12 protein-coding genes are annotated in these 12,902 nt (G+C 64.3%); 9 read left to right on the top strand and 3 right to left on the bottom strand.

What is annotated here, in order from left to right:
* The first annotated feature begins 44 nt into the window (after window positions 1-44).
* Window positions 45-1,064: a patatin-like phospholipase family protein gene (locus ACZYSP_RS08510; protein WP_489013752.1), complete on the top strand. Its 1,020-nt coding sequence runs from the start codon at window positions 45-47 to the stop codon at window positions 1,062-1,064.
* Between the two features lie 27 nt (window positions 1,065-1,091).
* Here ACZYSP_RS08510 and ACZYSP_RS08505 read toward each other — a convergent pair whose 3' ends face one another.
* Complete coding sequence (locus ACZYSP_RS08505) at window positions 1,092-1,601, bottom strand: hypothetical protein (RefSeq protein ID WP_093082763.1); 510 nt, start codon at window positions 1,599-1,601, stop codon at window positions 1,092-1,094.
* A 4-nt stretch (window positions 1,602-1,605) separates the two neighbouring features.
* Window positions 1,606-2,391, bottom strand: coding sequence for an exodeoxyribonuclease III (xth, locus tag ACZYSP_RS08500; protein WP_426391999.1), 786 nt, complete (start codon window positions 2,389-2,391; stop codon window positions 1,606-1,608).
* A 346-nt stretch (window positions 2,392-2,737) separates the two neighbouring features.
* Between xth and ACZYSP_RS08495 the strand changes: the two genes are divergently transcribed.
* The 3 genes from ACZYSP_RS08495 to ACZYSP_RS08485 are packed head-to-tail and all read left to right on the top strand — an operon-like array spanning window position 2,738 to window position 6,896.
* Window positions 2,738-3,922 carry an MFS transporter gene (locus ACZYSP_RS08495; RefSeq protein WP_489013751.1) on the top strand — a complete coding sequence of 395 codons (1,185 nt, stop codon included), beginning with the start codon at window positions 2,738-2,740 and terminating at the stop codon, window positions 3,920-3,922.
* A gap of 59 nt (window positions 3,923-3,981) precedes the next feature.
* Window positions 3,982-5,451, top strand: coding sequence for a carotenoid oxygenase family protein (locus ACZYSP_RS08490; RefSeq protein WP_489014508.1), 1,470 nt, complete (start codon window positions 3,982-3,984; stop codon window positions 5,449-5,451).
* On the top strand, window positions 5,448-6,896 hold the full coding sequence (locus tag ACZYSP_RS08485; protein WP_489013749.1) for an aldehyde dehydrogenase: 1,449 nt from the start codon (window positions 5,448-5,450) through the stop codon (window positions 6,894-6,896). Before ACZYSP_RS08490 ends, ACZYSP_RS08485 begins: the two co-directional genes overlap by 4 nt.
* Window positions 6,897-6,907: 11 nt before the next feature.
* On the opposite strand, the gene ACZYSP_RS08480 is transcribed toward ACZYSP_RS08485, so the two are convergent.
* Complete coding sequence (locus tag ACZYSP_RS08480) at window positions 6,908-7,888, bottom strand: helix-turn-helix domain-containing protein (protein ID WP_258350495.1); 981 nt, start codon at window positions 7,886-7,888, stop codon at window positions 6,908-6,910.
* Between the two features lie 287 nt (window positions 7,889-8,175).
* Here ACZYSP_RS08480 and ACZYSP_RS08475 point away from each other — a divergent pair, with 287 nt between their 5' ends.
* From ACZYSP_RS08475 to ACZYSP_RS08455, 5 genes are read left to right on the top strand one after another with little or no spacing between them, the layout of a single operon-like run.
* Window positions 8,176-8,994: a VOC family protein gene (locus ACZYSP_RS08475; protein ID WP_489013746.1), complete on the top strand. Its 819-nt coding sequence runs from the start codon at window positions 8,176-8,178 to the stop codon at window positions 8,992-8,994.
* Window positions 8,995-9,004: 10 nt separating this feature from the next.
* The gene (locus ACZYSP_RS08470; protein WP_258350493.1) at window positions 9,005-9,763 is read left to right on the top strand and encodes an IclR family transcriptional regulator; all 759 of its coding nucleotides are present in this window, start codon (window positions 9,005-9,007) and stop codon (window positions 9,761-9,763) included.
* Complete coding sequence (locus ACZYSP_RS08465; protein WP_489013744.1) at window positions 9,741-11,480, top strand: bifunctional 3-(3-hydroxy-phenyl)propionate/3-hydroxycinnamic acid hydroxylase; 1,740 nt, start codon at window positions 9,741-9,743, stop codon at window positions 11,478-11,480. The genes ACZYSP_RS08470 and ACZYSP_RS08465 overlap by 23 nt, the downstream gene beginning before the upstream one ends.
* Window positions 11,477-12,331 carry a fumarylacetoacetate hydrolase family protein gene (locus ACZYSP_RS08460; RefSeq protein ID WP_489013742.1) on the top strand — a complete coding sequence of 285 codons (855 nt, stop codon included), beginning with the start codon at window positions 11,477-11,479 and terminating at the stop codon, window positions 12,329-12,331. The genes ACZYSP_RS08465 and ACZYSP_RS08460 overlap by 4 nt, the downstream gene beginning before the upstream one ends.
* The gene (locus tag ACZYSP_RS08455) at window positions 12,328-12,771 is read left to right on the top strand and encodes a nuclear transport factor 2 family protein (RefSeq protein WP_489013740.1); all 444 of its coding nucleotides are present in this window, start codon (window positions 12,328-12,330) and stop codon (window positions 12,769-12,771) included. The genes ACZYSP_RS08460 and ACZYSP_RS08455 overlap by 4 nt, the downstream gene beginning before the upstream one ends.
* Window positions 12,772-12,902: the final 131 nt, after the last annotated feature.

The following is a 12,902-nucleotide window of genomic DNA, read 5'->3' as shown; positions in this document are numbered from 1 at the left end:
CCCGCGCGCCGCGGGTACCGTCCACTCAAGCAAGGAGCGTAGCCATGTCTTTCAAGATTCTCTGCTGCGACGGCGGCGGTATCCGCGGCGTCATCACGGCGATGCTGATCCAGGACCTGGACAAGAGTTTCGGCATCGTCGCAAGCGCGAACGGTTTCGCCGGCACGTCGACCGGCGGCCTGATCTCGCTGGGCCTAGTGAACAAAGTGAGCATCGACAAGATCGTCAGCGTCTACCAGAACGATGGCTCCACCATCTTCAAGCCCAACGGCTGGCTGCTGGACGCACAGGCCAAGCAGCAGGACCGGGCACCGGCGCAGTCGACAGAAGACCTGCTGGGCAGCGGTCCGGGCATCTTCAAGTGCCAGTACGTCAACACCGGCTTGCAATCAGTCGCCCAGCAGCTGGTGGGTAGCGGCGGTGCGCTGTCCTCGGCGAGCCGCTTCGTGGCCGTCAACTCCGCGCGGCTGTGGGATGCGAACCAGAACAGCTGGGCGCCGTGCACCATCTCCAACGGCCAGAGCAACGCCTACCGCGGCATCAGCATGGTGGACGCCGCGCTGGCCACCTCGGCCGCGCCAACGTACTTCCCGCCGTACCAGATGGGCGACTTCGGCTACTTCGCCGACGGCGGCACCTTCGCCAACAACCCCTCGATGACGGCGATCGTGGAAGCGATCTACCAGGGCTACGCCACCGCCCCGTCGGACATCGTGATGCTGTCGCTGGGCACCGGCGTCAATCCGGTGGGTGTGCCGCCCAGTTCCGTGTCCAACCCGCTGGACTGGGGCGTCACGCATTGGCTGTGGCCGTTCAGCGACGGCGTGGTGCCGGCTACTGCGCTGCTCAACCTCACCATGGATGCCACCGCGGAGTTGGCGGCGACCCAGGCCGGCCAGCTGCTCGGCAGCAACTACATGCGCGGCAACGTGCCGCTGGCCCAGCCGTTCGGCCTGGACGACTACAAGAACGTGGGCGAGTTGGTGAGCGCGACGCAGAAATACATCGAGAGCTCGCCCGAGTGGGCGGCGGTGCGCAGCTGGGTCCAGCGGAACTGGACTTGAGCGAGGCGAGCGACGCCGGCGGCGTGACTATCGGCTTCGCTGGCCCAGGGTCAACGAATCGATCTGGAACTTTCCGCTCTTGTCCCAGAGCCAGGTATCCACGTACGTATGGGCGCCGAGCTTGCCGGGGTTCGGCAAGGGCGACGTGGCCTTGATCAGCTCCGCAATCATCGGCGGCACTTCGGGCGCGTGGCTCGGCGTGCGGCTGAAATCGACCCTGATCACCTTGCCCGTGGCGTCGATGTCGGTCTCGACGACCACCACCGCATACACCAGCGGCGGGATCTTGCCCTTGTAGATGCGGCTCGCGTACTTGTTGTAGATGTGGCGCGCGCCGATCTTGCGGTAGGTCCGCACGGCCGGCGTCTGCGCGGTGATCAGCCGCACCGTCGGCACGTCGCGTCCGGACGCGGTCTCGTCCGCAGGCGAGGTTGCAGCGCTCTTGCCGCCTTCTTCCGCCTTGTCGCCGGGCTTCAGCAGCGAGCAGGCCGTGAGTGTCAGCGCGACGGCCACGATTGCGAGGTTGCGTATGGTCATGGGCTCAGGCACCCTGCTCGAGATCGAGCACCACCGGCGCATGGTCGCTCGGCTTTTCCCACTTGCGCGGCACGCGGTCGATGATGCAGCCCTTCACGCGCGGCACCAGCGGCTGGCTCACCAGGATGTGGTCGATGCGCAGCCCGCGGTTCTTCTGGTAGCCCAGCATGCGGTAATCCCACCACGAATAGCTCTTCTCGGGCTGCTCGAACATGCGAAAGCTGTCCGTCAGGCCCAGGTCGAGCAGCGCCTTGAAGTGGTTGCGCTCTTCCGTCGTGTGATGGATCGTTTCCTTCAGGCCCACCGGGTCGAAGCTGTCGCGGTCTTCCGGCGTGATGTTGAAGTCGCCCAGCAGCACCAGGTTCGGGTTGGCCGCCAGCTCCTGGCGCAGCGAGTCGCGCAGTGCGTCGAGCCACTTCATCTTGTATGCGAACTTCTCGCTGCCCGGCTCCTGGCCGTTCACGAAGTAGCCGTTGACCACACGCAGCGGACCCGAAGGCGTCTCGACCGTGGCCGCGATCACGCGCGACTGGTCGTCGCTGAAGCCGGTGATGTTCTTCACCACGTCGCGCACCGGTGCAAGGCTGAGAATCGCCACGCCGTTGTAGGTCTTCTGGCCGAACACCGCGGCCTCGTAGCCGGCCGACTTCAGCACCTCGAGCGGGAACTTGTCTTCGGTCATCTTGAGCTCCTGCAGGCACAGCACGTCGACCGGGTTGGCAATGAGCCAGTCGAGCACGTGCTGCAGACGCGCAGTGAGGGAATTGACGTTCCAGGTGGCGATTTTCATGAAATTCTCTAAGTTGTTGATTTCAAACGATTTATTTTTGTTTTTGGCATATTTTCTGGCTTGTACCCGCTGGCGTACCCATTTCTGGATTGCTGAGCTTCGGCCGTGGGACGCCGGTCGGGCAGCTTAGCAAGCTCTTGAGCTTCGCGTGTGCTGCGGTTCATGGCTGCGCACGCGGCTTGCCCCAGTCCAGCGATCGACCAATCTCGAAAGGGCTCCACTCATTCCGGCCAGGGAAATCCCTCGGATCGCGGTGGCACGTCCAGTCAATGCCGTCGCAACGATGCCAGACCGCCCCGGTGGCATTTCCTACCCTTGCCTGACCCTCATTCATGGAAGCAGCGCAATGGACGCCTCGACAAAAATAGACAGCAGGACAACGATGTTCGCGCTGGCGATCTGCATGGTGACAGGCATGGGCACCATCCAGATGCAGCCCGTCCTCGGTGGCGCCCTGGTGGACCGCATGGGCATCGGTCTGCAGCAAATGGGAGTTCTGTTCGGGATCGAGCTGGTGTCGATGGCACTGGCTTGCACGGTCGCGGCTTTTGGCGCACACCGGCAGAACCGGCAGCAACTCGTGCGAATAGCCTTGGTCGTGCTTCTGATCGCCAGCGTCTGGAGCACGTTGGCAGAGAGCTTCGCGACGTTGTGCGTCGCGCGCTTGCTGGCGGGGGCTTCCGGAGGCGTGGTGCAGGCGGTGGTGTATGCCAGCACCGCCTTGCGTACCCACAAGGACAAGACGTTCGCGGTTCTCAACATCTGCATCCTGCTGTGGGGCGCAGCCTCCCTCGGCGTTCTCCCGCCCGTGATCTCGGCCTTCGGTATTCCGGCGGTGTTCGCAGGTTTCGTCGTCCTTTGTCTCCTGAGCCTGGGCCTATGCGGAAGAATCCCCGCCCGAGCTCCGGCGAGCGGGCAGGGCGGTCCGGGGCGCGCCGCTGTCTACGCGCTGCGCACAGACAGCACTTTGCTGCTTGTCCTCGTGGTCCTTCTGTTTGCCGGGCATGGCGCTCTGTGGGTCTACCAGGAGCGCATCGGCAAGGCGATCGGCATCGCGCCTGATCACATCGGCATGATTCTGGGGCTGAGCGTTCTGTCTGGCGCGGTGGGCGCTGCGCTGGCCGGCATCGTGGGCCGGCGGATCAGTCATCGCTCGGCGCAGCTGATTGCATTTGCGGGCTCCATCCTCGCCACCTTGCTGATGGTCTACGGCACTGGCGTGGCTGCCTACGCGCTGACAGCCTGCGTGATCATGCTGGTGTGGTTCTTCGGGCTCACCTATCTCCTGGCCCTGACGGCTGAAATGGACCAAACCGGCCGCCTGCCCGGCCTCGCCAATGCCGCGATCTTCATCGGCCAGGCGCTGGGGCCGGCCGTCGGGGCGGTTGCGGTGGGCACCGGCAGCTTCAGGAGCGTCGGCTGGGCTGCCACTGCCATCTATGTGATCGCACTCGCTCTCTCCGTGGTCGTGACATCGCACCACGCGCGCTCTGAGCGCCACCGTGTGCGCTCGCCTCTCGGTTCCACCTGAAACCGGGGCATCCGTCCTCGTTCCCGTCCCTGTTCCCGTCCCGAAGTTCACTCTTGTCCATGCACAACGACTCAAGCACTCCACGCAATTTCCCTGCATTGCCGCATTTCTCCGGGATGAATGCGCCCTCGCGCGTCGAATGCCAGATACAGGACCTGGAAGTCATCGGCGAGCTGCCGGCGGCACTCGAGGGCACCTGGTATCGCTGCGGCCCCGATCCGCAATACCCGCCCATGCTGGGAGACGACATCTACATCAATGGCGACGGTGTCGTCAGCGCGTTCACCTTTGCGAATGGCCATGTCGACTTCAGGATGAAGTACGTGCGCACGCAGCGGTTCGAGGCCGAGCGCGACGTTCGCCGATCACTGTTCGGCTTGTATCGCAACCAGTTCACCGATCATCCTTCCGTGCGCGGGCTCGACCGGGGCACGGCAAACACGACGGCGTTCATGCATGCGGGCCGGCTGTTCGCGCTGAAGGAGGACAGCCTGCCGTACGAGCTGGACCCCCTGACCCTGGAGACCAAGGGCCGTCACGATTTCGACGGAAAGCTACGCTCGCGCACGGCTACCGCTCATCCCAAGCGAGACCCGGAGACCGGCGAATGGGTGTTCTTCGGATACGAAGCGTCGGGCGACGCGAGCAAGAGCGTTGCCTACTGTGTCGCGGACAGGCACGGCACGCTGGTGCGGGAAGAGTGGTTCGAGGCGCCATACGCAGCCATGCAACACGATTTCGCGGTGACGCGCGACTACGTCATCTTCTCGGTCTTTCCGACGACCTGCGATATCGACCGCCTGAGATCGGGCGGAACCCACTGGATGTGGGACGGCTCGCTGGACACCTGGATCGGCGTGATGCGCAGGAACGGCCCCGCGAGTGACATGCGCTGGTTTCGCAGGCCGGCCTGCTATTCCTACCATGTTGCCAATGCCTTCAACGAGGGCAGCCGGATCACGATCGACCTCTGCGTCTCCGCGCGAAATGTTTTTCCCTACATACCTGCGGTGGATGGAAGCGTGTACGAGCCTGCGGCAAATGCTCCCTTTCTCACGCGCTGGAGCTTCGACGCCGAAAGTCCGGACACGTCGTTCGACGTGCGTGTCCTGAGTCCGATACCGGGAGAGCTGCCCCGGATCGACGAGCGCCTGTCGATGCGTCCGCATCGCTTCATCTACTACGGCGGAATCGACCCCGCCCGAAGTCAGCTCGTGGCGGGACCGATCGGGCTGGGTTCGAACCATCTGGTGCGCGTAGATACCCGGAGCGGCGACGTCAAGGCTCTCTTCCTGTCCGACACGACCACATTCCAGGAGCCTCAATTGGTGCCCGTCCCCGGGGCGGAAGGGCTGCTGCTGGCTGTCGTGGACCACCACGACACGGCACTGGCATCCGTGGTCGTGCTGGACGCCGCCGACATCGAAGCCGGACCGATTGCGCAGATCAAGCTGCCGATCCGGCTGCGCGATGCCTTCCACGGCGACTGGGCTCCCTTCAATCCAACGACCATTCAGGAAAACAGATGAACATTGTTCAACTTCAGATTCATGGGGAGCTTGCCCCTGCCCGTTCAGGCGCAACGTTTCAGCGATGCAACCCGATCACCAGGGAGGTGGTCACGACGGCGGCGGCAGCAGCACCCGAGGACGCCGTCGCGGCGGTTGTCGCGGCCGAGCGGGCCTTTCCAGCCTGGGCGCGAACCGGCCCCGCCGAAAGGCGCGCGATGCTGACGAAAGCGGCCGACGAACTGGAGCGCGACCTGCCGACCCTCGTCGCCACCATGATGAGCGAGACCGGCGCCAGCGAACTCTGGGCCGGTTTCAACGCCGTCACCGCGGTGGGAATACTGCGTGAAGCAGCGGCGCTCACGACCCAGATCAACGGTGAAATCATTCCTTCGGATCTTCCTGGCAATCTGGCGCTTGCCGTGCGCCAGCCCGCCGGCGTCTCCCTGGGCATCGCGCCCTGGAATGCGCCCTTGATTCTTGGCGTGCGCGCGATCGCAGTGCCCCTCGCATGCGGAAACACCGTGATCCTCAAGGCGTCTGAAGCCTGCCCGGCAACCCACCGGCGCATCGTCGATGCGTTCTCGCGTGCCGGTGTTGCGCCCGGTGTCGTGAACTTCGTGAGCCACGCCCCAGCCGATGCTGGGCCTGTCGTCGACGCCATGATCTCGCACCCCGCTGTGCGCCGCGTCAACTTCACCGGCTCCACCAGGGTCGGGAAAATCATCGCTGTCAAATGTGCGGAGCACCTGAAGCCAGTGGTGCTGGAACTCGGCGGCAAGGCGCCGCTTGTGGTGCTCGACGACGCCGACCTCGATCAAGCCGTGGACGGCGCAATCTTCGGCGCCTTCCTCAACTCGGGCCAAATCTGCATGTCCACAGAGCGGATCATTGTCGATGAGTCCATCGCCGATGAATTCGTCGAGCGGCTGGCCAGGAAGGCGCGCTCGCTGACTCCCGGCCCGGCAGGCTCCAGCGCGGCACTGGGCTCGGTCATCGACATGGTGACAGTGGATCGCTGCAACATGCTGCTCGACGACGCGCTGGCCGCGGGCGCCCGCCTGCTGTGCGGCGGTCGCGCGGACGGCACGCTCATGGTGCCGACGCTCCTCGATCACGTCGCGCCAGGCATGAAGATCTACGGCGAAGAGTCCTTCGGTCCCATCAAGGGCATTGTCCGGGTCAACGGCCTGGAAGAAGCGGTGCGCTGCGCCAACGACAACGAGTACGGCCTGTCGGCCGCGGTATACGGCCGCGACATCGCGCGCGCGATGCAGGTCGCGCAGCGCATCGAGTCCGGCATCTGCCACATCAACGGACCCACGGTGCATGACGAGCCCCAGATGCCGTTCGGCGGCGTCAAGGCCAGCGGTGTCGGCCGGTTCGGCGGGCGCTCCGGAATCGACGCATTCACGGACTTGCGCTGGCTCACCGTACAGACTTCGGCCCGGCACTATCCGTTCTGAAAGCCCGTGGCCTACTGCGCCAGCCGGTAGGCTTTCGGGGAGACGCCGAGGCTGCTCCTGAACGCCCTGCTGAAATGCGATGGACTGGAGAACCCCCAGTCCATTGCAATGTCCGTGACGGAGCGCAAGGCGTTGGTCGGGTTCCTGAGTGCGCTTGCGCACTGTGCAACGCGTCGGCTCCAGATGTACTCGGAAACGGAACCTTGAGGATCATCCGAGAACGCGCGGTGAACACTGCGCACGGAACAGCCGCAGCCTTGCGCGATCATCTCGACGCAGAGACCGGGCTCGGACAGATTCTTGTCGATGAAGGCCTTGAGCTTGTTGCGCTGGGTGTCGCGAATCGTGTCCTTGCTCGAAGTCATGCACCGCTCCTGGACTGCGTGCCAAGCGAACGATGCAATGGCATCAGCCAGGACACTGGCGGTTTCCGACGGCAGCCGGTCGAACTGTCCATAGGCCTCGCCGAGCATGGTCTGCACCAGCCGCGAGGATCCCTTCTTCCCGACACAACGCAGCGCGCGGCCTCGCGTGATCAAGTCGGTCAGCGCCGGATCGGAAGGCCGGGGCGGTGTCAGGATGATCTGGTCGCAACCAGACGGATGGTCGATTGCAAACGGCATCGCGGCATCGAGGATGCACCAATCGCCCGGCTCCAGCATTCCGCTGCGCCCGTCCTGCGCGAACACGGCGCAGCCCTTTTGCTGCATCACGAGCATCAACGGGCTGGGCGCATCTTCCAGCCGGGTGTACATCGATCGGGTAAATCGATGGGGCGTTGCAATCAGCCGGCAAAGCCCCGCGCCACCCAGCGTGCCGTATTCGAGACTTCCGCAGAACGCCTGGCCGGCCAGGGGCTCCCACCGGCCGGAGTCGCGGGCCCGAAACGACTCCGGCGTGCGCCCCAGATGCGTACTCACCAGGCTATGCCAGGCGGGCAGCCGTTGGGATGGACTCACCGCATCTACCGAAACGTGAGCGCGACTCGTCATGTTTGTCTCCTTCGTTTGCGGCGGCATGTTCTGCAGGCCATGGGGGCCGGTCAAGTGGGTTTCTCAGGAATTGCGAATTCAACGAGAGAAAAGGTGTTAACCCTTCCTTTTGCGGACAGCGCCGCGCCGTCCAGGCCAAGCCCCGACTCGACGCACGCGGACATGAATTTCGCCGCGAATCCTGTTTCCGGAATCTGGCATCTGGATTCTCAGAAATTGAGAATTCTGTTTGTGCTTCGAGAGGCGGCAATCGATGATGCAGCCATCGAAAGATCAGGAGAGACAAGATGGAAATCGGTGCATCCCTCGCCGCGCTGGAGCTGTATTCAAGCAACCCGGCTGCGATCGCGGACTTCTATGCCAAGACCTTTCGGCTGCATTGCGACGGGACTGGAGGGTCAATCACCTGCAGCGCGGACGATCGTCAGCTGACGGTCTTCGAGGGGCAGTCCGGCCAATTGCGGCGGGCCGTTTTCCGGTTTCAGTCACCAAGCGATTTCGATGCTCATCGAATGCTTCTTTCAACGCGAGAGATCCGGTTGCTCGAGCCCGAGGCGAATCGCTACACCGTTGCGGACCCGGATGGCCGCCGGATCACCTTTCTTGCACCCGAAGTGGATCGAACGACGCCGTCGGAAGACAGTCCTTTGCAAGCACGCCTTCAGCACTTTGCATTGCGCTCGCCTGCACCGGCGAAGCTGGTCGAGTTCTTCGTGGACAGCCTGGGGTTTGTGCTTTCCGACAGAGTGTTCGACGCCGAAGGCGACCTCACCGCTGCCTTCATGAGGACCGATTCGGAGCACCACTCGCTGGCGATCTTTCGTGCGCCGGAGGCGCGCTTCGATCATTTCTCGTGCGAGGCGCCGGATTGGCAACAGTTGCGCGACTGGGCCGATCACATGGCCAGCACCGGCACCGACCTGGCCTGGGGCATCGGACGGCACGGGCCGGGCAACGACACATTCCTCATGGTCCGGGATCCTGACGGAAACATGGGCGAGATATCTGCAGAGCTGGAAGTCTGTCGGGCAGACCGCCCCGTGGGTGTCTGGCCGCACCGGCCGCAGACCTTGAACCAGTGGGGCGTGGCCATCATGCGCAGCTGAGGCGCTCGCCATGTCCAAGACCAGCAACGTCTTGCAGGTCCTTCGCCTTTTCGGCGGAGTCCGCAAGCAACTCCGTGCTGCCGATATCGCATCCTTGCTCGGCGTATCGGCCGCAACGGCCTACCGCTACGTATCCGAGCTGGAAGAGGCCGGGTTCATCGAGGGCGCATCGGCCGGCTACTACGTGCTGGGTCCGACGATCGTCGAGCTGGATCGGGAGATCCGGGTCAACGATCCCCTGATCGCTGCAGCTTCGGAGGTGATGCGAACGCTCTGCGAACGTGGTGGCGCCACCGTCATTCTCAGCCGGCTGCACGGCCACAAGGTGGTCTGCGTGAGGGAGATGCGGGGCCGCTACGGCCCCAGCACCGTGAGCTACGAACGGGGCCGCGCGATGCCGCTCTATCGAGGCGCGACTTCGAAAGTGATCTTCGCCCACATGGCTTCGGCCGAGATCGCCTCGATCGTGCAGCGCGACGCGAGCGGGCTTCGAAAAGCGGGCCTGCCGTCAACCCACGCAGCGCTGCTCGAATACCTCGCCGAAATCCGGGCCCGGCCCGTCTACGCAACCGCGGGCGAGGTCGACGCGGAGGCGATGGGCTGGGCAGTCGCCCTTCATCACGGCAAGCATCTGCTCGGAAGCCTGAGCGCGATCTATTCGACGGCGACGCCTGAGGCCGCCAGGGCCAGGGTCGGCGATCAACTGATTCGCGCAGGGTTGCGAATCGAGGGCCGCATCGAAGCCCATGGACCCACGGGGCAGACATGAAGACAGAACGAAAGCGCAGACACGCATGACCGAAGCAAACTCATTCGACGTTGTCGTGGTTGGCGCGGGGCCGGTCGGCCTCACGTTGGCCAATCTTCTGGGCCAGTACGGCGTCAAGACGCTGGTGGTGGAGAGAAGCAGTCAGCTCGAAGCCGAACCGCGCGCCGTGACCCTGGACGACGAAAGCCTCCGCACGATGCAAGGCGTGGGCCTCATAGACGCCGTGATCCGGGATGTGGTGCTGGGCTATGGCGTGCAGTACTTCGACTGGCAAGGCAAGCCGCTCGCGTCCATCCAGCCGACACGCCAGGAGTACGGCTACCCCAAGCGCAACGCGTTTCGCCAACCCATGCTGGTGAAGACGCTGTTCGAGGGGCTGGGCCGGTTCAAGGACATCGAAGTCCGGTTCGGCCATGAACTCGTTTCCATCGAACAGAATGCCCATGAAGTACGTTGCGAAGTGCGCCACGAAGGTGGTCCGAGCGTGACGGTTGCAAGATGGGTGGTCGCGTGCGACGGCGGGCGCAGCAAGCTGCGTGATCTCTTGAAGATCACGCTCGATGGCAAGACCTACCCCGAGCGCTGGCTCATCGTCGACCTGGCAGAGCGCAAGCTCCCGCTGCGCCACACGAGCACGTATTGCGACCCGCGTCGCCCCGCCATCCGGCTGCCCGGCCCGCGAGGAAGCCTGCGCTACGAATTCATGCTCCGGGAGGACGACCGCGACGAGGATGTCCTGAGCGAGCAGACGTTCCGTCGATGGATCCGCGACCGAGTGGCACAGGACGCGGAACTGCCCCTGGTGCGCAAGGCCATCTACGGATTCCACGCCCGCGTGGCGACGCGATGGAAGGACGGACGCGTGCTGCTCGCGGGAGACGCCGCACACCTGACGCCGCCCTTCGCCGGCCAGGGGCTCAACAGCGGGATTCGGGACGCCACGAATCTCGCCTGGAAGCTCGCTGCCGTCGTCCGATGGGGCGAGCCGCCAGCGCTGCTGGACACCTACGAACCCGAACGCCGCCCCCATGCCGCGGCCCTGATCCGCATGGCATTGCGCATCGGGGCTTTCATGCAGCCCAAGACGGTCCCGGGTGCGTGGCTTGCGCAATCCGCGCTTCGCCTGGCCTGCCTGATTCCGGCCTGCCGCGACTACATCCTTCAACTGCGTTTCAAGCCCAAGCCGCAACTGCGGCAAGGCGCGTTCCATCCGACGGCCGCGCATCCCCGATCCGAATTGATCCCGCAGCCGGACGTCGAGCTGCAAACGGGAGAAGTCGTGCGCCTGGACAGCATGCTGGGGGAGGGCTTCGCCGTGCTCGGCTGGGATACGCCTGCATTCCGGGAACATGCTGCCTCGCTTCTGCCGAGCGGTCCGCCGGGGCGGGTCGTCGCGCTGCTCCGGTCCGACGAAGACTTCCTGCCAGGGCCGATCGACGCTTCGATCGTGGCCGTGCGCGATCGCAGCCGCGAACTGGAGAAGACGCTGGCCCGACACGATGCGGTCGCGCTGGTCATCCGGCCCGATCGCTACTGGTCACGGCTGATCAACCAGAAAACTCTTGCCTCCCCCGCGAGCAGCGTCGTCGCGTCTTCGACCATCAACCTTTCGATGCCGGCCGGAGTGCATTCGCGCAGTTCGTTCGGCAGCAAACCAATGGCGGCAACGACATCGTCAAGTCAGTCAATCTCAAACTCGATCAAGGCGAAAACATGAAATTCATCAGCTACCTGTCTGCGGGCGAGGCATCCTATGGAATGCTGCGCGGCGCATCCGAAGTCATCGATCTTCGCAAGCGGCTCGGTTCGCGGGCAAGCACCCTGAAGGCGCTGATCGAGACCGGAGAGGCGATGGCCCTGGCGCGCGCACATGCAACGGCCGATGCCGACCACGCGCTGTCCCGGCTCGAGCTGCTACCGCCGATTGCCGACCCGAAGACGATCGCGTGCGTCGGTCACAACTACGAAGCGCATCGCGTCGAAACCCAGCGCGATCCGACGGCACATCCGTCAATTTTCCTGCGCGGGAGCGAGTCGCTCCAGGTCGCCGGCAAGCCCCTGCTGATGCCTCGCGAATCGACGCAGCTCGACTACGAAGGCGAACTGGCCGTCGTCATCGGCAGGAAAGGCCGCCGCATCCCCGAGGCCGATGCCTGGGACCATGTCTTCGGCGTGAGTTGCTTCAACGATGCGAGCGTGCGCGACTGGCAGCATCACACGCGTCAATTCACTCCCGGCAAGAACTTCCCGAAGACCGGTGGATTCGGCCCTTTCCTGGTGACCCTCGACGAACTCCCCGAGGACCGCACGCTCGACTTGCGAACGCGCGTGAACGGCCAGCAAGTGCAGCACGCGCAAACCGACCAGATGATCTTTCCCATCCCTGTGCTGGTGAACTACATCTCGACCTTCGTGACGCTTCTCCCGGGCGATGTCATCGTCACGGGAACGCCGGGAGGCGTGGGCGTGAAGCGCACGCCCCCGCTGTGGCTCAAGCCGGGGGATCGAGTCGAGGTGGAGATTTCCTCGGTGGGCCTGCTGGTGAACGGTGTGGTGCCGGAGGAATGAACGCGGACATCGCGTTGGTTCTTTCGCACGAGAGGCGGCGTTGCCGTCTCCTGGAGGAGGGCGATGTCGAGGCGGTTGCGGCGCTTCTGGATGACGAGCTTGTCTACGTGCACTCCACCGGTGTCGTGCACACGCACGCCGATCTGATGAATTTTCTTCGGGGCGGCATCCGCTATCAGCTGGTTCGGCGCCGTGCGCTGCGTGCGGTCCCGACGGGCGATGCCGTGCTGCTCACGGGCTTTCTGCGCATCGAGGGGCGCCGCGCACAGGGCGCAGAAAGCTTCGGATCCAGCTCGTTCGTCTCGCAGATATGGGTGCCCGCCAGGGACACGGGATGGACGCTGCGGCTGTTCCAGTCGACCCGGGTCCCGGATGAGCAGTGGGAGTCTGCGCAGTCGCAGGAGGACTGCGCGCAGGTCCCCTCTGATCGATCGGGTTAACCACGACAAGGCGACGGCGCGTCTGGACAAGTGTGTCGCCGCCGAGCAAGCCACCTCGGCCTTCGATTCCTATCCTTCGAGTGTCGAAGCAATCCGCTTCGAACAATCGAGAGACCAAGTCTCGGAGGAGA

Source organism: Variovorax sp. F042, assembly GCF_057814215.1.
The sequence above is the reverse complement of the archived record's forward strand: the minus strand, read 5'-3'. Positions and strand labels throughout refer to the sequence as shown.